Annotated in this window: 21 protein-coding genes; 13 read left to right on the forward strand and 8 right to left on the reverse strand. The window is 65.4% G+C overall.

What is annotated here, in order from left to right; genetic code table 11:
• Positions 1-1,431, reverse strand: a complete 1,431-nt coding sequence (locus tag ABSY17_RS03810) for a cytochrome ubiquinol oxidase subunit I (protein WP_378941763.1) — start codon at positions 1,429-1,431, stop codon at positions 1-3.
• 317 nt (positions 1,432-1,748) lie between these two features.
• Here ABSY17_RS03810 and ABSY17_RS03815 point away from each other — a divergent pair, with 317 nt between their 5' ends.
• The 5 genes from ABSY17_RS03815 to ABSY17_RS03835 all read left to right on the forward strand — a co-directional run bounded on the left by ABSY17_RS03815 (position 1,749) and on the right by ABSY17_RS03835 (position 7,303).
• Positions 1,749-2,198 (forward strand): DUF983 domain-containing protein, encoded by a 450-nt coding sequence (locus tag ABSY17_RS03815; RefSeq protein WP_378941765.1) that lies wholly within the window; start codon positions 1,749-1,751, stop codon positions 2,196-2,198.
• A gap of 397 nt (positions 2,199-2,595) precedes the next feature.
• Positions 2,596-3,921: an NAD(P)H-dependent oxidoreductase gene (locus ABSY17_RS03820; protein ID WP_378941767.1), complete on the forward strand. Its 1,326-nt coding sequence runs from the start codon at positions 2,596-2,598 to the stop codon at positions 3,919-3,921.
• A 2-nt stretch (positions 3,922-3,923) separates the two neighbouring features.
• Entirely contained in the window at positions 3,924-4,952 is a 1,029-nt protein-coding gene (locus ABSY17_RS03825; RefSeq protein WP_378941770.1) for a thiamine pyrophosphate-dependent dehydrogenase E1 component subunit alpha, read from the forward strand.
• The gene (locus tag ABSY17_RS03830) at positions 4,952-5,950 is read left to right on the forward strand and encodes an alpha-ketoacid dehydrogenase subunit beta (RefSeq protein ID WP_378941772.1); all 999 of its coding nucleotides are present in this window, start codon (positions 4,952-4,954) and stop codon (positions 5,948-5,950) included. The genes ABSY17_RS03825 and ABSY17_RS03830 overlap by 1 nt, the downstream gene beginning before the upstream one ends.
• Before the next feature lie 3 nt (positions 5,951-5,953).
• Positions 5,954-7,303 carry an acetoin dehydrogenase dihydrolipoyllysine-residue acetyltransferase subunit gene (locus tag ABSY17_RS03835; RefSeq protein ID WP_378941774.1) on the forward strand — a complete coding sequence of 450 codons (1,350 nt, stop codon included), beginning with the start codon at positions 5,954-5,956 and terminating at the stop codon, positions 7,301-7,303.
• A 229-nt stretch (positions 7,304-7,532) separates the two neighbouring features.
• On the opposite strand, the gene ABSY17_RS03840 is transcribed toward ABSY17_RS03835, so the two are convergent.
• Together ABSY17_RS03840 and ABSY17_RS03845 are read right to left on the reverse strand one after the other, a co-directional pair.
• Positions 7,533-8,195 (reverse strand): HAD family hydrolase, encoded by a 663-nt coding sequence (locus ABSY17_RS03840; RefSeq protein WP_378941776.1) that lies wholly within the window; start codon positions 8,193-8,195, stop codon positions 7,533-7,535.
• 98 nt (positions 8,196-8,293) lie between these two features.
• Positions 8,294-8,932 carry a hypothetical protein gene (locus ABSY17_RS03845; protein WP_378941778.1) on the reverse strand — a complete coding sequence of 213 codons (639 nt, stop codon included), beginning with the start codon at positions 8,930-8,932 and terminating at the stop codon, positions 8,294-8,296.
• 194 nt (positions 8,933-9,126) lie between these two features.
• On the opposite strand from ABSY17_RS03845, the gene ABSY17_RS03850 reads away from it, so the two are divergent.
• The 5 genes from ABSY17_RS03850 (at position 9,127) to ptsP (ending at position 13,933) form a co-directional block, all read left to right on the forward strand.
• Positions 9,127-9,561, forward strand: a complete 435-nt coding sequence (locus tag ABSY17_RS03850) for a transcriptional regulator GutM (RefSeq protein WP_378941781.1) — start codon at positions 9,127-9,129, stop codon at positions 9,559-9,561.
• Between the two features lie 51 nt (positions 9,562-9,612).
• Positions 9,613-10,371 carry a PTS glucitol/sorbitol transporter subunit IIC gene (locus tag ABSY17_RS03855; protein ID WP_378941783.1) on the forward strand — a complete coding sequence of 253 codons (759 nt, stop codon included), beginning with the start codon at positions 9,613-9,615 and terminating at the stop codon, positions 10,369-10,371.
• Between the two features lie 16 nt (positions 10,372-10,387).
• Positions 10,388-11,404: a PTS glucitol/sorbitol transporter subunit IIB gene (locus tag ABSY17_RS03860; protein WP_378941785.1), complete on the forward strand. Its 1,017-nt coding sequence runs from the start codon at positions 10,388-10,390 to the stop codon at positions 11,402-11,404.
• Between the two features lie 116 nt (positions 11,405-11,520).
• Complete coding sequence (locus ABSY17_RS03865) at positions 11,521-11,901, forward strand: PTS glucitol/sorbitol transporter subunit IIA (RefSeq protein ID WP_378941788.1); 381 nt, start codon at positions 11,521-11,523, stop codon at positions 11,899-11,901.
• 49 nt (positions 11,902-11,950) lie between these two features.
• Complete coding sequence (ptsP, locus tag ABSY17_RS03870; protein ID WP_378941790.1) at positions 11,951-13,933, forward strand: phosphoenolpyruvate--protein phosphotransferase; 1,983 nt, start codon at positions 11,951-11,953, stop codon at positions 13,931-13,933.
• 15 nt (positions 13,934-13,948) lie between these two features.
• Here ptsP and ABSY17_RS03875 read toward each other — a convergent pair whose 3' ends face one another.
• Complete coding sequence (locus ABSY17_RS03875; protein WP_378941792.1) at positions 13,949-14,737, reverse strand: hypothetical protein; 789 nt, start codon at positions 14,735-14,737, stop codon at positions 13,949-13,951.
• Positions 14,738-15,000: 263 nt separating this feature from the next.
• Here ABSY17_RS03875 and ABSY17_RS03880 point away from each other — a divergent pair, with 263 nt between their 5' ends.
• Entirely contained in the window at positions 15,001-15,963 is a 963-nt protein-coding gene (locus ABSY17_RS03880; RefSeq protein ID WP_378942554.1) for a sugar-binding transcriptional regulator, read from the forward strand.
• A gap of 61 nt (positions 15,964-16,024) precedes the next feature.
• On the opposite strand, the gene ABSY17_RS03885 is transcribed toward ABSY17_RS03880, so the two are convergent.
• On the reverse strand, positions 16,025-16,933 hold the full coding sequence (locus ABSY17_RS03885; protein WP_378941794.1) for an aminotransferase class IV: 909 nt from the start codon (positions 16,931-16,933) through the stop codon (positions 16,025-16,027).
• A 240-nt stretch (positions 16,934-17,173) separates the two neighbouring features.
• Between ABSY17_RS03885 and ABSY17_RS03890 the strand changes: the two genes are divergently transcribed.
• On the forward strand, positions 17,174-17,725 hold the full coding sequence (locus ABSY17_RS03890; RefSeq protein ID WP_378941796.1) for a VOC family protein: 552 nt from the start codon (positions 17,174-17,176) through the stop codon (positions 17,723-17,725).
• Positions 17,726-17,776: 51 nt separating this feature from the next.
• The gene (locus ABSY17_RS03895; protein WP_378941798.1) at positions 17,777-18,466 is read left to right on the forward strand and encodes a GntR family transcriptional regulator; all 690 of its coding nucleotides are present in this window, start codon (positions 17,777-17,779) and stop codon (positions 18,464-18,466) included.
• A 68-nt stretch (positions 18,467-18,534) separates the two neighbouring features.
• On the opposite strand, the gene ABSY17_RS03900 is transcribed toward ABSY17_RS03895, so the two are convergent.
• From ABSY17_RS03900 to ABSY17_RS03910, 3 genes are all read right to left on the reverse strand, one after another.
• Entirely contained in the window at positions 18,535-19,779 is a 1,245-nt protein-coding gene (locus ABSY17_RS03900) for a pyruvate dehydrogenase complex dihydrolipoamide acetyltransferase (protein ID WP_378941801.1), read from the reverse strand.
• 63 nt (positions 19,780-19,842) lie between these two features.
• Complete coding sequence (locus ABSY17_RS03905) at positions 19,843-22,029, reverse strand: thiamine pyrophosphate-dependent enzyme (protein WP_378941803.1); 2,187 nt, start codon at positions 22,027-22,029, stop codon at positions 19,843-19,845.
• Between the two features lie 387 nt (positions 22,030-22,416).
• Complete coding sequence (locus ABSY17_RS03910; protein WP_378941805.1) at positions 22,417-23,850, reverse strand: NAD-dependent succinate-semialdehyde dehydrogenase; 1,434 nt, start codon at positions 23,848-23,850, stop codon at positions 22,417-22,419.
• Positions 23,851-23,947 lie beyond the last annotated feature (97 nt).

Here is a 23,947-nt window from a genome sequence, read left to right on the forward strand (position 1 = left end):
TCAGCCTTTCCTGTCGTGGTGGGCCGGAGCCAGCATGTCCATCTGCTCGTGCGCGGCCGAAAGCGGGCGGGCCGGCCGGCCGGACCACTCGTCGCCCTCCGGGCCTTGCTCTTCGCTTTCAGGCCCTTTCGCGACCAGCTTCAGCATGTAGCTCGTGCCGACGCCGAAGACGATGAAATAGACCACGACGAAGATCGCCAGCGTGGCGCTCATGGCCAGCACCGAGTGGTTCGACACGGCGTCCGCGGTGCGCATGACGCCATAGACGACCCAGGGCTGGCGGCCGATCTCGGTGGTGAACCAGCCGGCTATGATGGCAATCAGGCCGGCCGGCCCCATGACGGTGGCGAAGCGCAGGAATGCCCTGGTGTCGTACAGCCCGCGCTTCCACCTCAGCCATAGTCCCCAGACGGCGAGCAGCAGCATCAGCAGGCCGAGCCCGACCATGACGCGGAAGCTCCAGAACACCACCGTCGAGTTCGGCCTGTCTTCCGGGGCGAATTCCTTGAGGCCCGGGATCTGGCCATCCCATTTGTGGGTGAGGATGAGGCTGCCGAGATGCGGGACGTTCAGCGCGAAAAGCGTCTCTTCCCGCTTCATGTCGGGCCAGCCGAACAGGGTCAGCGGCACGGCTTCTCCGGGCTTGTTTTCCCAGTGGCCCTCCATCGCCGCAATCTTGGCGGGCTGGTGCTCGAGCGTATTGAGGCCGTGCAGGTCGCCGATGTAGATCTGCACGGGTGCCGAGACGAGCAGCATCCACATCGCCATCGACAGCATGGTGCGGATGCGGTTGTTGTCGTTGCCGCGCAGCAGATGCCAGGCGGCGGACGCACCGACGAACAGGGCCGTCGACAGGTAGGCCGCCACCGTCATATGCGCCAGGCGGTAGGGGAAGGAAGGGTTGAAGATCACCTCGATCCAGTCGACCGGCACGACGACGTCATTGACGATCTCGAAGCCTTGAGGGGTCTGCATCCAGCTGTTGGAGGCGAGGATCCAGGTCGCCGAGATCAGCGTGCCCAGCGCCACCATGATGGTCGAAAAGAAGTGCAGGCCGGGTCCGACCCTGTTCCAGCCGAACAGCATGACGCCGAGAAACCCGGCTTCGAGGAAAAAGGCCGTCAGCACCTCATAGGCAAGCAACGGCCCGGTGATCGAACCGGCAAAGGACGAAAAGTAACTCCAGTTGGTGCCGAACTGGTAGGCCATGACCAGCCCGGAGACGACGCCCATGGCGAAGTTGACGGCGAAGATCTTCGACCAGAAGTGATAGAGGTCGCGGTAGACGGGATCGCGCTTCCACAGCCAGAACCCTTCCAGAACGACCAGATAGCTCGCCAGCCCGATGGTGATGGCCGGAAAGATGATGTGGAACGAGACGGTGAAGCCGAACTGTATGCGGGCCAGTTCGAGTGCTGTCAGGCCAAACATCAGGGACCTCTCCTGCAAGCCTAGCCACGTCGCGGGCGGCTGATGGAAGGTGCTGAAAGCGTGCCGGCAGTCAGCGCGTAGTGATCAAAGCAACAAGACCATGTGCATCCTGATCCTCGTGCAGCGGAATGTCCATGCGGACAAATTGCCCCATCAATAAACATACAATTTGTCAGAACTGCTATAATTGTATGTAGTGTATGCCAATTATATGCATGACGCTCTTGCGGCCCGGTTGGCAGTGCCCTATGTACGCAAAATTGAGGGCACGCGAGCCGGCTTGCACTGGCGCTCGCGACCCGAGAAAGGACCCGAGCATGCCGCAGAGCAGATACAAGGCGGAAGGCTTCACGCCGACCGACAATCCGATGAAGACCGGCGCGATGGGGCTGTGCCCGCGCTGCCAGATGGGGCACCTGTTCTCCGGATTTCTCAAGCTCGCGCCGCGCTGCGAGGTCTGCGGCCTCGACTATTCCTTTGCCGACCCCGCCGATGGTCCCGCCTTCTTCGCCATGACCATCGCCGCCGTTCCGGCGCTTGCCTTCGGCGTCTGGTTCCAGACCGCATTCGGCCTGCCGCTATGGGTTCACGTGTTCATCACGCTGCCCTTGACCGTGCTGAGCTGCATGGCCCTGCTGCGCCCGCTGAAAGGCTGGCTCGTCTGCTCGCAGTTCTTCCACAAGGCCCAGGAAGGCTCGATCGACTTCGACTGGCACGCCCAGGCAAAGCTGGACAGCCAGAAGCCAGGCCAGAACCCCAAGTCCTGATCGGCGACAGGGTCGCACGGCGGTTTCCACTAAAGCGGAAGCCGCCTCGACATAGTGCGCGATGGCGGTGCGCGGGGCAGGCCACTACGGCGCGGCCCTCAATATCACCCCGCGGGCATAGTACCCCCAGTAAGCTGATCTCCTGCGCCTGACTGCGCTTTAAGTCCGAAACCGACAATTCCCCACACAGCCTGCGCCCGGGTCCCCAGATCCGGGCTTTTTGCATTTGCGCCGCCGCACGAGCGCGCGCGGATCGCGCACATTTGCCCTCCCTGCATGTGAATTGTATCGGCATTCACGCCCAGAACATGGACATTCGTATTGACACAAATACATATGTTCAATACCACTCGACCACGAAGAGCAACTGCTCGCCTTTCGTGGGAGGACCATTCAGATGGCTATCAACGTCGCTCCGGTCGGCTTGGCGCGTGACCTTGTCGAGCGCGGAAAATCGGGCAAGCCGATCCGCATCGGCCTGATCGGCTGCGGCGAGATGGGCACCGACATCGTCACCCGCGTGGCGCACATGCCCGGCATCGAGATCGGCGCGATCTCCGAGCTCCACCCCGAGGCGGCACACCGCGCCGCCGACATCGCCTATCAGGAGCCGGGCCATGCGCGTGAGGTGGGAACCGCCGCGGCACTGAGCGACGCCATCGAGGCCGGCAAGATTGCCGTCACCAACGACGCCGACCTGATCCTCAACAGCGGCCTGATCGACGTCGTCATCGACGCCACCGGCGTGCCGGCGGTCGGCGCCGAGATCGGCCTGCGCGCCATGGAGCACGGCAAGCATCTGGTCATGATGAATGTCGAGGCGGACGTCACCATCGGCGCCTATCTCAAGTCCGAGGCCGACCGGCTCGGCGTCACCTATTCGCTCGGCGCCGGCGACGAGCCGTCGTCGTGCATGGAACTGATCGAGTTTGTCTCGGCGATGGGCCACACCATCGTCGCCGCCGGCAAGGGCAAGAACAACCCGCTCAACATCGACGCCGTGCCGCACGACTATGCCGAGGAAGCCAAGCGCCGCAACATGAACGTGCGCATGCTGGTCGAGTTCGTCGACGGCTCGAAGACCATGGTCGAGATGGCGGCGATCGCCAATGCCACCGGGCTGGTGCCCGACAAGGCCGGCATGCATGGGCCGGCGGCGACGCTGGGCGAGCTCAACAAGGTTCTCGTCCCCGAAAAGGACGGCGGTGTTTTGTCGAAGGTCGGCGTCGTCGACTACACCATCGGCAAGGGGGTCGCGCCCGGCGTCTTCGTCGTCGCCGACATGTCGCATCCGCGCATCCGCGAGCGCATGGAGGACCTCAAGATGGGCCATGGTCCGTATTTCACCTTCCACCGGCCCTATCATCTGACCTCGCTCGAAGTGCCGCTGACCTGCGCGCGGGTCGTGCTCTACGGCAAGGCCGACATGGTGCCGCTGGCAAAGCCCGTGGCTGAGGTCTGCGCGGTGGCCAAGAAGGACATGGCTCCGGGCGAAAAACTCGATGCCATCGGCGAATATTGCTACCGCGCCTGGATCATGACAGCGCCCGAAGCGCGCGCGGCCAAGGCGATCCCTTGCGGCCTGCTGCAGGGTGGCACGGTCACTGCCCCGATCAAGAAGGGCGAGCTCATCAGCTACGCCAACGCGGCCGTGGCGCCGGGCTCGAAGATCGCCGAGCTGAGAGCACGGCAGGACAGACTGGTGTATGGGGCAGGGGCATGAACATGGCGCAAGCGATATCCAAGGAACTGCCCTCCGGCGCCAACCTGCCTTTCATCTACCGCGAATACAGCGCCGAGCGGCTGAAGCAGGCGCTGCACAAGATGTATCTCATCCGCCAGTTCGAAGAGGGCGCGGAAGAATCCTACATGCGCGGCCTGATCCACGGCACGATGCACCTGTCGATCGGCCAGGAAGCGAGCGCCATGGGCATCTGCATGCCGCTCACCGTCGACGACCAGATCACCTCGACCCATCGCGGCCATGGCCATTGCATTGCCAAGGGTGGTGAAGTCGCCAAGATGTTCGCCGAGTTCTTCGGCAAGACGACGGGCTATTGCCGCGGCCGCGGCGGTTCGATGCACATCGCCGATGTCAGCACCGGCAATCTCGGCGCCAACGGCATCGTCGGCGGCGGCATTCCGATCGCCGTGGGCGCGGCGCTCACCGCCAAGCGCTTGAAATCGAACCGCGTCGTCGTGTCGTTCTTCGGCGACGGCGCCAACAACGAAGGCGCCTTCCACGAGGCGCTCAACATGGCGTCGCTGTGGAAGCTGCCGGTCATCTTCGTCTGCGAGAACAACGGCTACGGCATGTCGACCTCGACGGCGCGCTCGACGGCGGTGCCGAACATCGCCGACCGTGCTGCAGCCTACTCGATGCCGGGCGTGATCGTCGACGGCAACGTGCTGTCGGAGGTGGCGGAAGCCAGCCACGAGGCGGTCCGGCGCGCCCGCGCGGGCGAGGGACCGACGCTGATCGAATCCAAGACCTATCGCTATCGCGGCCATTCCAAGAGTGACCGCAACCGCTACCGCACCAAGGAAGAGATCGAGGACTGGATGACCAACCGCGATCCGATCGTGCGTTTCGAGAACGAATTGATGGAGTTCGGCGTCATCGACCAGTCCGGCATCGAAGCGATCCGCGAGACGGTGCGCAAGGAGATTGCCGACGGCATCGAATTCGCCAAGGCAAGCCCGTCGCCCGAGATCCGCAATCTCGAACGCTACGTCTATACGGAGACTGTGTGATGGATCAGGCCGTGCGCGAACTGAGCTATGCCCAGGCGATCCAGGAGGCGATGGCAATCGCCCTGGAGACCGACGAACGCGTCTTCCTGATGGGCGAGGACATCGGCGTCTATGGCGGCGCCTTCCAGGTGACCGGCGACCTGGTCGAGCGCTTCGGCGCCGACCGCGTCATCGACACTCCGATCTCGGAACTCGGCGGCGCCGGTGTCGCGGTAGGTGCTGCGGTGACCGGCCTCAGGCCGATCTTCGAATTCCAGTTCTCCGATTTCGCCACGCTCGCCATGGAGCAGATCGTCAACCAGGCCGCCAAGATGCGCTACATGCTCGGCGGCGCGGTCTCGGTGCCCGTGGTCATGCGCTTTCCCGCCGGCTCAGGCACCGGGGCCGCGGCCCAGCACAGCCAGAGCATCGAGGCCTGGCTCGGCCACGTGCCGGGTCTCAAGGTCATCCAACCGGCGACGCCGCACGACGCCAAGGGCATGCTGCTGGCAGCTGTTGCCGATCCCGACCCGGTGATGATCTTCGAACACAAGCTGCTCTACAAGACCAAGGGGCCGGTGCCTGAGGGCTACTACACCGTGCCGATCGGCAAGGCCGAGGTGCGCCGCGAGGGCCGCGACCTCACCATCGTTGCAACCTCCATCATGGTGCACAAGGCGCTCGAAGCCGCCCAGACGCTGGCAGCCGAGGGCATCGATGTCGAGGTCGTCGACCTGCGCACCATCAGGCCGATGGACAAGGACACCGTCATTGAAAGCGTCAAGAAGACCTCGCGGCTGCTCTGCGTCTATGAGGGCGTGAAGACGCTCGGCGTCGGCGCCGAAGTCAGCGCCATGATCGCCGAAAGCGAGGCCTTCGACTTCCTCGACGCGCCGATCGTCCGTCTCGGCGGCGCCGAGACGCCGATCCCCTACAATCCTGAACTGGAAAAGGCGACCGTGCCGCAGGTGCCCGACATTCTGGCCGCCGCGCGCAGCCTCGTTTCGGGGAGTCGCTAGGCCATGGCGGTCGAAGTCATTCTGCCCAAGGTCGACATGGACATGGCGACCGGGCGTATCTCGCGCTGGTATGTCGACGAAGGTGCTGCGGTCAAGAAGGGCGACCTGCTGTTCGAGATCGAGACCGACAAGGCGGCGATGGAGATCGACGCGCCGGCCAGTGGCATCCTGCGCGATGTCACCGGCAAGGAAGGCATCGACATCCCCGTCGGCGAAGCCGTCGCCTGGATCTATGCCGAGGGCGAGGTGGCGGCGGCAAAGCCCGTTGCGGCTGAAGCTCAGGCCGCCGTTGCCGAGGCCGGAAGTTCCATCATTGAGACTGCACCAGCCGTTTCCCTCGCTCGGGTCGAGATCGTCCAACCGCTGAAGGTCGACGGCACACGTGCGACGCCACTTGCCCGCCGGCTCGCGGCCGGCGCGGGCCTTGCGCTGGATGCCATCGCCGGCTCGGGCCCGAAGGGCAGGGTCATGCGCAAGGACGTCGAGGCGATGATCGCCGCGCCGAAGCGCATGGCCACGACCGAGCCAGCTCCCACAGTTTCCAGGCCGCCGGCATCCTCCCAGCCGCGGCCGGCGCCAAAACGGTCCGCTGGCGCGGCACCGCTGAACTTCGCCTGGCTCCGCCAGGGCGAAGGGCGTCCGATCGTCCTGCTCCATGGTTTCGGCGCCGACCTCAATAGCTGGCGGCCGATGCTGGCGGGCGGGGCCACCGACGCGCCGATCCTGGCGCTCGACCTGCCCGGCCATGGCGGCTCGCCCCGCGAGGTGCCCGCCGATCTCGACGCCATTGCGGCTGAGGTCGAGGCGACGCTTGATGCGCTCGACGTGGGCCCGGTCGTGCTGGCCGGCCATTCCTTCGGCGGTGCAGTGGCGGCAACGGTTGTTGCGCGTGGTCTCGCCGATGTCAGGGCGCTGGCGCTTGTCGCTCCGGCCGGGTTGGGCCCGGAAATCAACGGCGCGTTCCTCGACGGCTTCGCGCGGGCGAAAAGCGAGGCGAGCCTGATGCCGTGGCTCAGGCTCCTGGTCGCCGACGAGCAGGTGCTGTCAAAGCCCTTCGTCAATGCGACGCTGGCGCAGGCAGCGGATACGGAACTGCGCAGTGTGCAGGCCGGGATCGCCGACCGCTTCTTCGCCGACGGCACCCAGACCTTCGACATCAGGGGGATTCTGTCAGGCTTGCGCATCCCGGTCCGCGTCATAGTCGGCGCCAACGACCGGATCATCCCGGCAAGCCAGTCGGCCGGGCTGCCGGGCGAGGTGGCGCTGCACGCCTTCGCCGCCACCGGCCACATGCCGCAGGTCGAGCGCCGCGAGCAGGTGCTGAAGATCCTACTGGAGATGGCGCGGGCGTAACCTCTCCTCGGCGGTCGAGGCGATAGCCCCCTCACCCGACCTCCGCTTCGCTCGGCCACCCTCTCCCCGTTGGGGAGAGGAGGTTTGTCGGCTGCCTACACCAGCTCCGAGCCTCGGCAGCCGTTCTTCACAAGACTGAGCGCAAGCGCTCGTACATCTCCTCTCCCCAACGGGGAGAGGGTGGCCCGGAGGGCCGGGTGAGGGGGTAAATCCCCATTGTTGGCTCTACCTAGATAAATCCCCGCTCGCGCAGCGCGGAAGAAACCTCGTCCCAATTCTTGCCGATGACCGCAGCGCCGGCGGCCAAAAGTTCCGGCCCGTGGCCGTCATGGGTGTGGCCGCCGCCGACATAGCCGATCGCGGTCATGCCGGCTGCGACCGCGCCCTGCACACCATAGCGCGAATCCTCGATCACCACGCAGCGGGCGGGATCGAAGCCCATCTTCTTGGCGGCATGGAGGAAGATGTCGGGCGCCGGCTTTCCGCGCGCCACCATCGACGAGCTGAAGATCGCCTCGCCGAAATGATCGGCAAGGGCGGTCACCGCCAGGCTGTGATGGATGCGTTCGAGCGACGACGAGGAGGCGACGCAGCGCGCCACCTTCAGGCCGGAGATAAACGCCGGCAGGCCAGACGTCGACTGCAGTTGCTCGGTGAACAGCGCCTTGGTTTCACCCCAGATGTCGCCGGTGGCATGGTCGGGCAGCAGATGGCCTGTCAGTTCGTGGATCTTGACGATGATGTCGGCCTGCTTCATGCCGACGCCATGCGAGATCACCTCCGCTTTGATCGGCAGGCCGTTCCTGGCATAGGCGCGCACATAGGCCTGTGCCGCCAGAGGTTCGCTGTCGACCAGCACGCCGTCGCAGTCGAAAATCACCAAGCTGTCCAAGTCCGTCTCCTGAAATCGCGCATGCTGCGCCTGTCGAGGGTTGTCACAATGGGAGTCCCGCCACTGACCGTGACGAAGGCGGACCGATGATGCCGGGTTCAGCCGTGGCCGATGGCGTTGGGCTTGGGCTGCACTGACAGCGCGCGTTGCATGGCGCTGCGCTCTTCGGGCGCGTCGGGGGCGAGCCAGTTCGGCTCGGCGCCAAGAAACCGGTCGAGATAGGCGACCGCATAGGCCGGCATTTCAGCCGTGTTTTCCCTGTAGGACCACCAGGTCCGGAGATCATCGGCGCAGGCGGCGAGTTCGGGCGTGGTGCCGAATTCCTGCTCGAACACGGCAGCAATGGCGCAAACGCAGAAATTGGTGTGGACGAAGCCCTCGGGCCAGAACCGCACGATCTCGGGGATCGAAAGCTCCGGCGCGGCGGCGCCTGCCGCCGGCGTGGCGATCACGCGGGTCGGCGCCTGGCGGATCAGTTCCTTGAGTGCGAGGCCGGCGGCGTAGACGATGAAGTCGGCACGGTCGAGCCGGGCATAGGATTTCTGGGCATTCACGATCTCGACCCAGTCGAGAAAGATGCGGGTCAGTTTCTTTTCGTCGATGTCGAAGCGGATGCCATAGCGGGCGGTGACGGCGCGGGCGCTGTTGCGATAGGTTGCGCGGAACCAGCGCAACTGCCGGAGCCGGTGGCCCAGGTCAGGCACCAGCGCCAACTCGTTCTTGAAGAGAAGATCCATCGTCGCAACGCTCCTGCCCTTGCGGGACGATACCACCGGCAGGCACAATGCCAAATGCCGCTGTGGATCGAGGCACCGTATCGGGACGCCTTGTGTTATACATATTGACATTCGTAAAGACAAATGTTCTTTGATCGATATGCGAGTGGCCGCTGTTTCGGCTGCTCTTGAGGGACTTCGGGAGGAAGCGCCAAATGGCAATCTGGCAGTGGGGATTGCTGCTTCTGGGCTGCGTCTGGGCGCTGCAATCGCTCGGCGTCTGGCTCCAGATGCGGCATTACTCCGACGTCTTCAAGGGCATCACGTCAAAATACCAGGATGGCTATGTCGGCGCGGGCAACTTTCGCGGCCGGTTCGGCAAGGGCACGATCGTTCTGTTGGTGGTGACGCCGGACCTGGTGGTCCAGCGCCTGCTGATCATGACCGGCCGGTCGGTGTTCGCCAAGTTTCGCAGATACGAAAATTACGAGGGCACGTCCCTCGATCAGCTCCGGTCCAATCCCGCGGTTCTGGGAGAGGGGGAAGCCGGTGTGGCGGAAGCCGTGAAACGGGCGGTCGCACAAGTCGACCGCGCACGGCTCGAGCCAAAGGGGTCCGGCCTGGCCGGGCTCAAGCCTGTGGGTGAGTAGGGGCACCACTTCGAGGCGATCTCGTTGGGGTTGGGATATCAAGGAGGAGAAATGTCAGTCCTTTCTATGTTGGCGCAGCACGCCGACATGGCCGTTCAGAACCTGCATGTCGCAGGCTCCATGGCCACGGATGCTGCAATTCACGGCAAGCTCGCCGTGAAGGGGGCAACGAACGATCTGGTCGTGCTTGCCCAGGCGAGCACCGACATCACCGTCGAGCAGTTCAAGGAAAAGCTCAACACCGTTGCCCAGGAGGAGCAGCTCGGCTGGCTCACCAGCATCGGCAAATATTTCATTGGCATCTTCCAGAAGGGCGGCGAGGTTTTCGCCGGCTTCGTCACCGGCATCATCCCGACGCTCGTCGTGCTGATGACTGCCTTCTACGCGCTGACCGAACTGGTCGGCGAGGAGAGGGTGCACGGCATTGCCCGCGGTGCAGGCCGCATCGCGCTGACCCGCTACACGGTGTTGCCGCTGATCTCGGTGTTCTTCCTGACCAACCCGATGGCCTATACCTTCGGTTCGTTCCTGGAAGAAAAGCACAAGCCCGCCTTCTATGACGCGGCGGTGTCTTACGTGCATCCGCCGCTCGGCCTGTTCCCGCACATCAATCCGGGCGAGTATTTCGTCTGGGGCGGCATCCTCGTGGCACTTCTCGAGCTCGAGAAGAAGGGCGCGGTTCCCGGCGGCTACCACATCCAGGTCGCCATCTGGTACGCCCTCGTCGGCCTCGTCGTCATCCTGCTCAAGGGCATGCTGACCGAGCGCATCACCGCCATGATGGCGCGCCGCCAAGGCATCGAGCTGTAAGGGCGGGGGCAGAGAGATGACCAAGTCTTACAAGCCAGTAAAGATCTCCCGCGGCAAGACCGGCTGGGGCGGCCCCCTGGTCGTGCAGCCGACCCCGGAGCGCAACAAGGTGGTTTCGGTCACCGGCGGCGGCATCCATCCGGTTGCCGCGCGCATCGCCGAACTGACCGGCGCCGAAGCGGTCGACGGCTTCAAGTCGCCGCCGGTCGAAGGCGAAATGGCGGTGGTCGTGGTGGATTGCGGCGGCACGGCCCGCTGCGGCGTCTATCCGCGCAAGCGCATTCCCACCGTCAACCTCACCCCGGTGGGGCAGGCGGGTCCGCTCGCCCAGTTCATCACCGAGGATATCTACGTGTCGGGCGTCAAGGAGGGGGACATTGCCATGGCCGACGGTTCTGAAGCAGTGACATCGGCGGGCGCATCGGCGCACACTTCGAACGGTGCTTCGTTCGCAACCGCTGCCGCCAAGACCGCACACGCGCCGTATAAGGACGAAGGCGGGTTCGTCAACTTGATCTCCGGGGTCGGCCGCATCATGGGCCGCGTCGTCGGCATCTTCTTCAATGCCGGCCGCCGCACCATCGACCAGGTCGTCCGCAACGTCCTGCCGTTCATGGCGTTCGTGACGATGCTGATCGGCCTGATCCTCTACACCGGCATCGGCGACGTTCTCGCCCAGCCAATGGGGCCGCTCGCCAACAACATCATCGGCCTTTTGATCATCTCGGCCATCTGCGGCCTGCCGTTCCTGTCGCCCATCCTGGGACCGGGCGCGGTCATCGCCCAGGTGATCGGCGTGGCGATCATCGGGCCGCAGATCGCCAACGGCACGATTTCGCCGGCAATGGCGCTGCCCGCGCTGTTTGCCTACAACACCCAGGTCGGCTGCGATTTCGTGCCGGTTGGCCTGGCGCTCGGCGAAGCCAAGCCCAAGACCATCGAGATCGGCGTTCCAGCGGTGCTCATCAGCCGCCAGATCATGGGCCCGGTGTCGGTGCTCATCGCCTGGGCGGTCAGCCTGGTGGTGTTCTGAGATCCTGCCCGGCGGCGACTTTCGCCGTCGCCGGGCACCCCCGGGACATTCCCGGTGCAATCATTGAAGCCTCGGCAGGCACCGCCTGCCGACGGCACAGCAGAAAAGGTTCGATCATGTCGGTTCATCTCAAGACGCACATCACGGCAATCGGCCCCGAGGTGGCGGAGCTGGCCGAAGGCGGCGTGCTGATCCTGTTCGCCGACGGCGCCCCGCCGGAACTGGCGGAGGTGTCGGTGCTGCACAGGGCCGAGGTCGGGCCGAGCGACGCAGCACCAGCGGTTGGTGCCACGATTTCCATCGGAGAACTGACGGGAACGATCACCGCCATGGGCGAGACGGCCTGGAACAAGGTTCGCGAGATCGGCCACGTTGTCATCAATTTCAACGGCGCGCCCGCCGCCGAGCGGCCCGGCGAGATCTGCGCCTCGGCGATCGACGGCGAGGTGCTGGTTGCCGCGCTGAAGACAGATGCTGCCATCACCATCGGCAGCTGATCGCCCGCGTGCGGACGCGGCCATATTGAACTGAAACGAGAGACCGACCATGGAACGCTCGACGATCGTCAGAGTGCAGGAAGGACTGCACGCCCGGCCCGCCACCCGCTTCGTAAAGCTCGCCAAGAGCTTCGAGAGCGAGGTCGAGATCGTCAAGGGCGGCAAGGCGGCCAGCGCCAAGAGCGCGGTCAAGCTGATGCTGCTCGCCGTCAAGGAAAACGACGAAGTCACGATCCGCACCAGCGGCGCGGACGAGATCGAGGCCGTCGAGGCGCTGATCGGCTATCTCGAGAACCCGCTCGCCGGACTGGCGGAAGAAGCAGCACCCGCCGAGCCGGATGCAACGGCGATTGCCAAGGAGACGCTGAAGCTCGAGCCGGTGAAACCCGCAGCCGTAGACGAAGACATCCCCAGTGCGCTGCGCGGCGTGGCGGCGAGCGAGGGCTATGCCATCGGTCGCGCCTTCCCCCATTTCCCCCAGGAGATCAAGCCGGAGAACCGCAAGCTCTCGGCCACCGACATCGACAGCGAGATCGCCCGCTTCAGGGACGCAGTCGAAACGGTGCAGGCGCGTATGAACGCTTCGCTCGCCTCGGATTCGCTGTCGGCCAACGACCGCGGCATTGTCGCAGCCCTTCGCGACATCGCCGCCGACGACGAGCTGCGCGACGAGGTGGTGGCCGTGATCCGCTCCGGCATCGACGCGGTCTCGGCCGTCATCGGCGCCGCCGCGAAGATCGCCGCGCAATTCGGGCAGGTCGACGACCCCTATCTCAATGCCCGCGCCGACGACGTGCATTCGGTCGGCCGCCAGATCTGCCTGGCGCTGCTCGGCCAATCCGACGCCAGCCTCGATGACATTCCGCAGGGTGCAATCCTGATCGCCGAGGACATCGGCGCCTGGGATCTGGCACGCGCGCCGCTGAAGCGCATCGGCGGCATTGTCTGCGGCCATGGCGGGGCGACCTCGCACATCGCCATCATCGCCCGCGCCCATGGCATTCCCGCCGTGCTCGGCATGGGCAAGCAGGTTCACGAACTGCGCCAGGCCAGCGAAATCGCACTCGACGGCCATCGCGGCCAGATCGTCGCCGACCCGGCAGCCGATATCCGCGCCCGCTTCAAGGCACGCATCGACGACGCCGCCCGCGAGCGCGAGGCGCTGAAGATCTTCAAGGACGCGACCCCGCGCCGCGCCGATGGCACGGTCATCGAGGTGGCGGCCAATATCGGCTCGCTGGAAGAAATCGATGCCGCCCGCGAGGCCGGCGCCATGGGGGTGGGCCTGTTCCGCACCGAGCTGTTGTTCATGCGCCACATGCACCTGCCGTCCGAGGACATGCAGGCCGAGACCTACGCGGCGCTGGCCAACGCTTTCGCGCCCTATCCGGTCATCGTGCGCACGCTCGACATCGGCGGCGACAAGCCGATTTCAGGCATCGAGTTTCCGCAGGAGGAAAACCCCTTCCTCGGCTGGCGTGGTATCCGCATGTGCCTCGACCGGCCCGACATCTTCAAGCCGCAGCTTAGGGCGCTGCTGCGCGCAGCAGTCCACGGCAACGTCAAGGTGATGTTGCCGATGGTGTCTGACATCGATGAGGTGCGCCGGACGCGTAGCTTGATCGAGACCTGCAAGGCCGAGTTGCGCGCGGAAGGCACAGCCTTCGGCGAGTTCAGCCTGGGCGTGATGATCGAGACACCGGCGGCGGTGCTGATCGCGCCCGCACTGGCGAAGGAAGTCGACTTCTTCTCCATCGGCACCAACGACCTGACCCAGTACATCATGGCCGCCGACCGGCTCAACCCGACGGTCGCCAAGCTCAACGACGTCACCAACGTCGCGGTCATGTCGGCGATCGAGATGACCGCGCGCGCAGGCGTTGCGGCCGGCATCATGGTCGGCATGTGCGGCGAGGCGGCCGGGCGTCCGGACCTGATCCCCCAGTTCATCCGCATGGGCCTGACCGAGCTGTCGATGAGCCCGGCCTCGGTCCAGCGCGCCAAGAAGCGCATCGCCGAACTGGGCGCATAGCTCAACTGAGGATCTTCAGGGCAAATGCGCCAGCAATGTCCTGAAGACAGCAGCGAGTTCTTTCACCGGTTCGGCGCCATGGAGCACCCGCACGATGCGGTCGCGGCGGGCCTCAACCGCCATGCTTGCCGACTCGATGAGGTCGGCGTCGCTCAGGCCGGACGCCGAAAGCGTGGCGATACCTGCCGCAAGCGCCACCGGCGCCAGTGCCTGCAGGCCGGGATAGTCGTCAGAGGCATCTTCTGCGGGCCCGCTTTGGAATTGCTGACTGGCGAGCAACTCGACCAGCGTGGCTGCCGCAACCTCGGCGACGGCATCAAGTCGAGTGTCGGGGCCGGCCTCGCGCATCGCTCCAAGAACCGTGCCATGCTTGCGGCGAATGGCCTGATGCGCCTGCGCAAGGCTGGCCTCGTGCAGTGGCGGCTGGTTGTCGGTTCTTTTGCCCATGCCAGCCTTCAGCGCGGCATAGACATCGCGGCGGAACAGGCGCTCGCCCTCGACAGCCGCGGTGCTGCCTGTGGCGAAATAGGTGTCGAAACCATGCAGCCGGGCGCCGTCGTCTGGGCGTACGATCGGCAGCAGCGACCGCGACAGCGTCTCGGCCACCGTCAGCGTGTCGTCGACCACGCTCGCGGCGCGTCCGAGCAGCCGCTCGATCTCGGGCGGCGGCGCGAAAGGCTCGGTTCCCGCAGGCCGGCGCGGACCGCCGGGATTGTCGTGGCGGCTGGCGCGAACGAAATGTCGCACGTCGCGCAAACGATCCTTGAGGTTGACTACGACCTCCTCGGAGAGGCTTCTCAGCATGGCAGGCTCCTCAGGCAGTGAAGCGCCCCGGCACTTTAGACCAAGGCGTTGCGCGGTCCGGCGACCGATTCCCCCAGCGCCACGCCAACGCCAGGGCATTGCAGCATTGTTTGCCCGGGACTGCAAATCATTAGCCGCGGTTGGGCGCTTGACCTCGGCACTGTTACTTGAAAAGTGGTGTGTACCGAAGCAGGGGGAGCGGCGTGAGCAAAGGCACTAGAGTATCGGGCGGAAAATCGCGTGCCGTCGAGACGTCCGCAGACATCGAAAACTCCCCGTCCGACAGCCGCGCCGACCGGCTGCGCGTCCGCGCGGCATGGATGTATTTCATCGAGCAGATGACGCAGAACGACATCGCCGAGGTGCTCGGTGTCGGCCGCGTCACCGTGGTGCGCATGCTGGCCGAGGCGCGCGCCCGCAACGAGGTCAGGATCGCCATCGAGGGCGACCTCTCCGACATTATCAGGCAGGAACGGGCGCTCGAACAGAAATTCGGCGTGCAGCGCGCGATCGTCGCCCCACTTTCCACTGAGACCTCCGACCCCATCCCGGCGATCGGGGCGGCAACCGGCGGCTACCTGTCCGAGGCGATGAAGTCGGGCATGTCGGTTGGCGTCGGCTGGGGCCGCACGCTCAGCGGCACCTTGCCCTACATCAGCGGCAAGCCGCTCAGCGATTTCAGGGTCATCTCGCTGCTCGGCGGCGTCGGCGTGGCGCGCCGCACCAACCCGGCGGAATTCGCCTGGCGCTTCGCCCAGGCCTTCCAGGGCGACGGCTATCTCATCCCCGCACCGGCCGTGGTCGACAGCGTCGAGACCAAGCGGGCGCTGATCGAGCGCTGCGGCCTGTCCGAAATCTTCGCGCTCGCCGATTCGCTCGACGCGGTGCTGCTCAGCGCCGGCGACATCGGCTCGGCCAGCACCTTTTATCGCGGCGGCTTCCTCACCGACGCCGAACGCGAGAAGCTGGCTGCCAAGGGCGCCGTCGGCGACCTGTTGTTCCATTTCTTCGACCGCGGCGGCAATCTGGTCGACCATCCGATCAACGAGCTCGGCATGTCGGTCGACCTCGACCGCATCATGCGGGCGCCGATGCGCATCCTGACCTCCGGCGGCGCCGACAAGATCGACGCACTCCTGGGGGCGATGAAGCTGCTGCGTCCCACCGTGCTGATCACCGATGAGCACAGCGCCAGGCGGATGATCGAGGCGTCGCTGGACGGGTAGAGGCGAGGCCGAGCACCAATAGCGAGATACATGACGCGCACCCGTTGGGACGCCACTTGCCCTATCGTGCGTAGTCGATCTCGGTGACGTGGCCGGCGGCGTGCTGGTCGGCCCAATAGACGTCGTTGATGCGGCTGGTCAGCGCGCCGGGCTTGCCATTGCCAAAGATGCGGCCGTCCACCACCGTTACCGGCATGACACCGCCGGCGGTGCTGGTGATGAACACCTCGTCGGCGTCATGCAGTTCGGCGACCGAGACGGCGCGGACCTCGCAGCCGAGACCCATCGCCTTCGCCATCTCGATCACCGTGCGGCGCGTCATGCCCTCGAACACGCCGCGGTCGGGGGTGGCGAGCACGCCGTCGCGGACGATGAAGACGTTGAAACCGGCACCCTCCGTGATGTTGCCGGCGCCGTCGGTGAGGACCGCCACGGTGGCGTCGCGGTCATAGGCCTCGAAGATACCCATGGTCAGGTCGAGCCAGTGAAAATTCTTGATGCGGGGATCGACCGCCTCGGGCGGAATGCGCTGCACCGAACTCACCACCATCTTCAGCCCATCGCGGCGCTGCTCATCATTGGCGATCCAGACGAAAGGCTGGGCAAAGGCATAAAAGCGATTTTCGCACAGGCGCGGGTCGCGGCTGCCGCGCGGCGGCACGCCACGGGTGCAGGTCATCTGCACATAGGCGTCGCGCAGCCCGCTGCGACGGACGCATTCGGTCAGGATTTCGGCGATCTCGGCCTTCGAATAGGGCAGGCTCATGCGCAGGCCGGCCATCGAGGCGTGGAAACGGCCGATATAGTCGTCGAGGCGGAAGAAGCAGCCGTTCCAGACATGGGTCACGTCATAGGTCGCGTCCGAACGGACGAAGCCGCGATCGATGAGCGGTATCCTCGCTTCCACCAGGGGCACGTAGGACCCGTCGACGAAGGCGATGCCGTCGGCCGGATTGCGTTCGCTTGCCATGGTGTCTCCCGATGCTGCTGCCGCTCGGCTGGGTGCCTGAGGTCGGCCGTTTCATTCCCGGCAGGCTATCGTCGGCCAGTTTACCGAGTCAACACGATGGATACAATTATCGCCGTACACAGTAGAAAACCGCAAAATAATTTGGCACATGCGGAATGATTGGATATCTTCTATAGAAATGCACCGTGCTAGCCGGGCGCATGATCGAAGGTGTGCCCTATGTGCGAAGCCGATGCAGCAATGACCGGACAAGACACGAATCCACGCGGCCTGCCCGGCCTGCGCGGCACCGACCATATCGGCTTCACCGTGCCCGACCTGGACGAGGCCGTCACCTTCTTCGTCGACGTGCTGGGCTGCGAGCCGTTCTACGAACTCGGTCCGTTTGCGTCCGATGGCGACTGGATGGAAACGCATCTCAACGTGCATCCGCGCGCGACAATGAAGCGGCTCAAGTTCCTGCGCTGCAGGAATGGCAGCAATTTCGAGGTTTTCGAATATGCCGCACCCGACCAGAACAGGGTCCAGCCGAAGAACAGCGACGTCGGCGGCCATCACCTGGCCTTCTATGTCGATGACATTGACGCGGCGGTGGCCTATCTCAAGGCAAGCGGCGTGCGGGTCCTCGGCGAGCCGACCGTCAGGACAGCGGGCCCGAGTGCCGGCCAGACCTGGGTCTACTTTCTGTCGCCATGGGGCATGCAATTCGAACTGGTGAGCTTCCCCCACGGCAAGGCCTATGAGAAGACGACCTCGCGCCGCCTGTGGCATCCGGTTGATCCGGCGGTGTAATATTGCCATGCTCCGAAACCATTCCACACGCATCCCGCGAGTCTGACCAACATGTCCCACCCCAGCGACCACAGCGGCAGCGACGCGGACGAGAGCAGCGGCGCCGCATTGGCGAGCGGCCGCGTTACCAATACGCTGCGCGCCGATATCCTCAGCGGGCGGCTGGCCCCGGGCAGCCGGGTGCGCCAAGAAGAACTGGCTGAGGAATTCGGCATCAGCCGCATTCCGGTGCGCGAGGCGCTCAGGCGGCTCGAAAGCGAGGGGCTGGTGGTGCTGGTGCCCAACAGCGGCGCCTGGGTGTCCAAGCTCGACCGGGCCGAGTGCATCGAGATCTACAAGATCCGTGAGCGCGTCGAGCCGCTGGCGCTGGCGGAGAGCTGCGCCAATCTTTCCGAAGAGACGCTGGAGCGCCTGGCCGATCTGGCCCGCCAGATCGAGGTGGCGGCCGACACTGACGAGTTCCTGCAGCTCGACCGGCAGTTCCACCTGCTAAGCTACCAGGGAGCGCAGATGCCGCATCTGCAGCAGATGATCGACAAGTTCTGGAACACCACCCAGCAATATCGCCGCGCCTTCACCGCCAAGGCAGAGAGCAGCTCGATGCAGGCGGTCTATTACGAGCATTTCCTCATTGTCGAGGCGCTGCGTCGCCGCGACGGCGAACAGGCGGCCCGGGTGCTCGAAGGCCACATCAGGCGCACGCGCCTGAAACTGCAGGAGCACGACGAGGTTTTTGTCTAACCTCTATTGGGCAGCGTGATCCGCAATCCCGGCGACCCGCAGCGCCGCCGGCCGGTCAGCTATCTCATTCAGACAAGCAGCGTCATCGGCTGTTCGATCGCCGCCTTGAAGGCCGCCAGCAATTGCGCGCCGAGCGCGCCGTCGACAGAGCGGTGGTCGACCGACAGCGTGCACGACATCATCGTCGCAGCCACGATGTCGTCGCCGCGGCAGATGGGCCGGCGCTCGGCGGCACCGACCGCCAGGATGCAGCTCTGCGGCGGGTTGATGATCGCCGAGAACTCGCGCACGCCGTACATGCCGAGATTGGAGACCGAAAAGCCGCCACCCTGAAAATCCTCGGGCTTCAGCCGGCCCTCGCGGCCGCGCGTTGCGAGGTCGCGGATCTCGCGCGAGATCGCGCCGAGGCTCTTCTCGTCGACCCGGCGCACGATCGGCGTGATCAGCCCGCCATCGGTGGCGACCGCCACCGAGATGTCGACCTGCTCGAGCAGCAGGATCGCCTCGCTGGTCCACACCGCATTAGCCGCCGGAACTTTGCGAAGTGCTGTCGCCGCCGCCTTGACGACCATGTCGTTGACCGAGATGCGCGCATCAGTGTCACGGCCGGCGTTGATCTGCGCCCGCAGGGCCAGCAGCGCGTCGATCTCGCAATCTACGCCGAGATAAAAATGCGGGATCGTCGTCTTGGCTTCCAGCAGACGCCGGGCAATCACCTTGCGCATGCTGGAATGCGGCACGCGGGTGTGAGGCTCGACAATCGCCGGATCCACCTGGGCCGGTGCAACTGTAGGGGCCGCCGGTTTGACGGGCTCGAGTGCCGGCTGCCCGCTTGCCCGCTCGACGTCGAGCCGCACGATGCGGCCGCGCGGGCCGCTGCCCGAAATGCTGGCTAGGTCGATGCCGTTCTGAACTGCCAATCGCCGCGCCAGCGGCGAGGCGAAAGCTCGAAGTTCCCGGGCACGCAATGCTTGGAGCGCTTCCGTTCCCGCTGGAGCCGCCTCAAAAGCAAGCTCGGCTTCAACTGGTGTCGGTGCCGCCGCGGGAGTTTGCGCGGCAAGCACCGACTCGCCCTCGGCCAGGATGAGGGCGATGACACTGTCGACCCTGATGTCGGCGGTGCCGGCCGCAACGGTCAGCCGGCCGATCCGGCCCGAGGCAGTGGCTTCGAGCTCCATCGTCGCCTTGTCGGTTTCGATCTCGGCAATAATTTCTCCAGTGACGACCATGTCGCCTTCGGCCTTGAGCCAGCGGGCGAGCGTTCCCGCTTCCATACCCGCCGACAGCGAAGGCATTTTGATTTCGATGGGCATGCGATGCTCCGCTGCAATGGCTGCTCTTGCCCGGCGCGGGTCTACGCCGGGCCAAAACTCTGTTCAGGCAAGGGGCCGGCCCTGCTCGGCCATGATGCGGCGCAGGCCGCGCTCGATGTCGGCGGGACGGGCGCAGGCGGCAGCCTCCAGCACCTTGGAGATGCTGGGCGAGGCCTCGGCGCCATGGACGCGCTGCACCGGCTGGTCGAGCCAGTCGAAGCAGCGGTTCTGGATCTCCGTCGCCAGCATGCCGCCATAGGAGGTGCCGATCGGGCCCTGCTCGACCACCAGCACATTGCCGGTCTTGGCGATCGACGCCTCGATGGTCTCCCAGTCGATGCCGGCCCGGTCGAGCGAGCGCAGATCGATGACCTCGGCGTCGAGGCCGAGTTCCTCCACCTTCTCCAGCACCGGGCGCACCATGTTGAGATAGGTCAACACCGTCATCGCCGCGCCCTGGCGCACCACCTTGGCCTTGCCGAGCGGGATGAAGTAATCGAGGTCGTCGACGGGGGCGGGGCCGGTCGAGTTGTAGAGATCGACATGCTCGATGACGAGCACGGGGTCCTCGCAGCGCAGCGCGCTGTTCATCAGCCCGACATAGTCGAACGGCGTCGATGGCGCGACGATGCGCCAGCCAGGCGAGGTGGCGAAGATGCCGGCCGGATCCATCGAATGCTGCGAGCCGTAGCCGGTGCCCATGGCGACCTTGGTGCGCAGCACCAGCGGCATCTTGCTGTCGCCGCCGAACATATGGCGCGCCTTGCCGATCTGGTTGAACACCTGGTCGGCGGCCACCCACATGAAGTCAGGATACATGAACTCGACCACCGGCACGTACCGGCCGTCCATGGCCATGCCGCCGGCGAGCCCGGTGAAGGCGTTTTCGCTGATCGGCGTGCCCAACACGCGGCCGGGGAAAGCCGCCGACAAACCTTGGGTTGCGCCATTGGTGCCGCCCTTGAGACGGTGGACGTCCTCGCCCATGACCACGATGCGCTCGTCGCCGGCCATGCGCTGCTGCATCACCCGGGCCACGGTCTCGATGAACTTGGCGTCCTCGCGGATGGCACCGGAGAAGTTCTCCAATTCGGCGGTGCGGACGCCGGCAAGCTCGGAGAGGTCGCCGCGGATGCCAAAATCCCTGAAATCCTCGAGCGGCCAAAGCGCGGGGCGAATGCGGCGCTTGCCGTCGACCTGCTCGACCAGTTCGGCGGCGACCGCGTCCATCAGCTCTTTGGCGCGGGCCCTGAGTGCGGCCACCGCGTCGCTGCCGATGAGCTGGCGTTGCTGCATCTCGAGCGCCAGCCGGTCGAGCGGGTCGCGGGTTCGCCACTCGGCCTCCTCGGCCTTGTCGCGATAGCCAAAGGCGCTGCCCGGCAGCGGGCCGTTCTGGTGGAAATAGCGGTAGACGTCGGCCTCGATAATGGTCGGCCCGCCACCGTTGCGCATGACATCGAGCGCTTCCTGGGTTGCCAGCGCAACCGCCAGCGGGTCCATGCCGTCGACCTTCCAGGCGGGGATGCCGAAGCCCAGGCCGCGCGCCGAAAGCCGCGTCTCCGCCGTGCTCTCCTCGACATGGGTCGAGACGGCGTAGCGGTTGTTCTCGATGAAGAAGCACAGCGGCAGCTTCCATGCAGCCGCTAGGTTCATGGTTTCGAGCACCGAGCCGATATTGACCGCGCCGTCGCCGAAATAGGTGAAGGCGGTGTCCCCGGTGCCGGCGCGGCGATGGGCCCAGGCAGCACCGGCCGCCAGCGGCACGCCGCCGCCGACGATGGCATTGGTGCCGAGATTGCCGGATTCGAGCCAGCGCAAGTGCATTGAGCCGCCGCGGCCCTTGCAGAAGCCTTGGGCGAGGCCGAGGATCTCGGCGAGCGTCTTCTGCGCCAAGTGCTGCATGTCCGCCGAGAACGGCTCGGCGTGGCTGAGCCCGGCGGGGGCAACATGGCGGATCGCCTTGGCGAGGAACTGGTGGTGGGCGCGGTGCGAGCCATTGATGTGGTCGCTCGACCGCATCAGCGCGGCCGAACCGACTGCGCCGCCCTCCTGGCCGATGGCCGAATGGGCCGGACCGTGCACCAACCCCTGGCCGGCGAGTTCGAGCACCTTTTCCTCGAAGGCGCGAATGAGGTGAGAAGACACCAACATCTGTTCCAGCATGGCCGGATCGGCCGCCGACCAGTCGTCAGGCGTGGTGCGAAGCTCGCGCCAGCGGGCCGCATGCTCCAGGTCAGCGTATATGGGCATTATATTCCTCGAACTCGCTCCCATGGCGACAGACATCCGGCGCCGCGAAATGGTTCGCTGCGTCGCGCATCGCCATGGATCCAACCGTCTGACTGCTTGTCGCGGGCGCTTGGATTTTCCCCGCTGGAGCGGTCCTCCATGGCTAAATTGGATACATCAATCGCAGATCAAGTCAATATCGTATCCATTGATGCAACAATTATTTGTAAAACCGGCACTATAGGGCCGTAAACACGGCTCAATGGATACAGCGAGAAATGCCTGTAGCCAGAAGCAGCCAATCATCGGGGCAAAAAAAAGAGCGGGCCCGCCGCTCGGCAGGCCCGCTCGTCATGGATGACCGGAGCCTGGTCCCCGGGGAAGGGAGCAGGCTCCGGATGGAATGGATCAGGCGCCGGCCTGGGTCACGAACTTGGTGATCAGGTAGGCTTCCAGCGCTTCCGAGCCGCCTTCCGAACCATAGCCGCTGTCCTTGATGCCGCCGAACGGCACTTCGGGCAGGGCGAGGCCGAGATGGTTGACCGTCAGCATGCCGGTCTCGATCTCGGCGCCGAGATCGGTGATCGTCTTGCTCGACTTGGCAAAGGCGTAGGCGGCCAGGCCGAAGGGCAGGCGGTTGGCCTCGGCCACGACGTCGTCGAAGCTCTTGAACGGCATCACCAGCGCCACCGGGCCGAACGGCTCCTCGTTCATGATGCGCATGTCTGGGCGCACGCCAGACAGCACGGTCGGCTCGAAATAGGAGCCCTTGTTGCCGATGCGCTTGCCGCCGGTCTCGAGCTTGGCGCCGTCGCTGACCGCTTCGTTGATCAGCTTCTCGACCGCCTCAAGGCGGCGCTCATTGACCAGCGGACCCATGCGGGTGCCTTCGGCAAGGCCGTCGCCGACCTTCACCGCCTTGGCGTGCTCGACGAACTTGCCAAGGAAGCGCTCGTAGGAGCCCTCCTGGATCAGGAAGCGCGTCGGCGACACGCAGACCTGGCCGGCGTTGCGGAACTTCGAGCCGGCAAGCGTCGCTGCCGCCGCATCGATGTCGGCGTCGTCGAACACCATCGCCGGCGCATGACCGCCGAGTTCCATGGTGGCGCGCTTCATGTGCTGGCCGGCAAGCGCTGCGAGATGCTTGCCCACCGGCACCGAGCCGGTGAACGAGACCTTGCGGATGACCGGATGCGGCACGAGGTAGCCGGAAATCTCCGGCGGGTTACCGTAGACGAGGTTGAGCACGCCGTCGGGCAGGCCGGCATCCTTGAAGATATCGCCCAGAGCGGCGGCGGAAGCCGGGGTCTCTTCCGGCGGCTTGACGATGATCGAGCAGCCGGTGGCCAGCGCCGCGCCAATCTTGCGCACTGCCTGCGACACCGGGAAGTTCCACGGCGTGAACGCCGCGACCGGGCCGACCGGCTCCTTGATGACGAGCTGTTGCACGCCGGCCGCACGCGCGGGCACGATGCGGCCATAGGTGCGGCGGCCTTCTTCGGCGAACCAGTCGAACAGGTCGGCCGACGACAGGATCTCCATCTTGGCCTCGCCGACCGGCTTGCCCTGCTCGATCGTGAGCAGTTCGGCGATCTTGTCGGCGCGCTCGCGCATCAGGTCGGCGGCGCGGCGCAGCACCTTGGAACGCTCGAAGGGCGAAACCTTGCGCCAGACCTTGAAGCCGCGTTCGGCGGCGGCCAGCGCCCGGTCGAGATCGGCCTTGCCGGCCGAGGCGACCTTGCCGATCACCTCGTTGGTGGCGGGGTTGTAGACGTCGATGGTCTTGCCGCCTTCGGCAGCGCTCCATTGTCCGTCGATGAACAGTTTGACGTCTGGATACATGGGGGATCCTTCGGGGCTGAGATTGAACGGGGGCTGAATTGCAGGCGCCAGCGGCGGCACCTGTCCAGATTGGGTGAGTCGAGGGCGGGAGCCCTAC

It is taken from the genome of Mesorhizobium sp. ANAO-SY3R2 (assembly GCF_042466635.1).
Classification (GTDB): domain Bacteria; phylum Pseudomonadota; class Alphaproteobacteria; order Rhizobiales; family Rhizobiaceae; genus Aminobacter.

Coding starts and splice junctions, on each gene's coding strand:
- ABSY17_RS03810 (WP_378941763.1), bottom strand. CDS start 1,431: ATGTTTGGCCTGACAGCACTCGAACTGGCCCGCATACAGTTCGGCTTC.
- ABSY17_RS03815 (WP_378941765.1), top strand. CDS start 1,749: ATGCCGCAGAGCAGATACAAGGCGGAAGGCTTCACGCCGACCGACAAT.
- ABSY17_RS03820 (WP_378941767.1), top strand. CDS start 2,596: ATGGCTATCAACGTCGCTCCGGTCGGCTTGGCGCGTGACCTTGTCGAG.
- ABSY17_RS03825 (WP_378941770.1), top strand. CDS start 3,924: ATGGCGCAAGCGATATCCAAGGAACTGCCCTCCGGCGCCAACCTGCCT.
- ABSY17_RS03830 (WP_378941772.1), top strand. CDS start 4,952: ATGGATCAGGCCGTGCGCGAACTGAGCTATGCCCAGGCGATCCAGGAG.
- ABSY17_RS03835 (WP_378941774.1), top strand. CDS start 5,954: ATGGCGGTCGAAGTCATTCTGCCCAAGGTCGACATGGACATGGCGACC.
- ABSY17_RS03845 (WP_378941778.1), bottom strand. CDS start 8,932: ATGGATCTTCTCTTCAAGAACGAGTTGGCGCTGGTGCCTGACCTGGGC.
- ABSY17_RS03850 (WP_378941781.1), top strand. CDS start 9,127: ATGGCAATCTGGCAGTGGGGATTGCTGCTTCTGGGCTGCGTCTGGGCG.
- ABSY17_RS03855 (WP_378941783.1), top strand. CDS start 9,613: ATGTCAGTCCTTTCTATGTTGGCGCAGCACGCCGACATGGCCGTTCAG.
- ABSY17_RS03860 (WP_378941785.1), top strand. CDS start 10,388: ATGACCAAGTCTTACAAGCCAGTAAAGATCTCCCGCGGCAAGACCGGC.
- ABSY17_RS03865 (WP_378941788.1), top strand. CDS start 11,521: ATGTCGGTTCATCTCAAGACGCACATCACGGCAATCGGCCCCGAGGTG.
- ptsP (WP_378941790.1), top strand. CDS start 11,951: ATGGAACGCTCGACGATCGTCAGAGTGCAGGAAGGACTGCACGCCCGG.
- ABSY17_RS03875 (WP_378941792.1), bottom strand. CDS start 14,737: ATGCTGAGAAGCCTCTCCGAGGAGGTCGTAGTCAACCTCAAGGATCGT.
- ABSY17_RS03885 (WP_378941794.1), bottom strand. CDS start 16,933: ATGGCAAGCGAACGCAATCCGGCCGACGGCATCGCCTTCGTCGACGGG.
- ABSY17_RS03890 (WP_378941796.1), top strand. CDS start 17,174: ATGACCGGACAAGACACGAATCCACGCGGCCTGCCCGGCCTGCGCGGC.
- ABSY17_RS03895 (WP_378941798.1), top strand. CDS start 17,777: ATGTCCCACCCCAGCGACCACAGCGGCAGCGACGCGGACGAGAGCAGC.
- ABSY17_RS03900 (WP_378941801.1), bottom strand. CDS start 19,779: ATGCCCATCGAAATCAAAATGCCTTCGCTGTCGGCGGGTATGGAAGCG.
- ABSY17_RS03905 (WP_378941803.1), bottom strand. CDS start 22,029: ATGCCCATATACGCTGACCTGGAGCATGCGGCCCGCTGGCGCGAGCTT.
- ABSY17_RS03910 (WP_378941805.1), bottom strand. CDS start 23,850: ATGTATCCAGACGTCAAACTGTTCATCGACGGACAATGGAGCGCTGCC.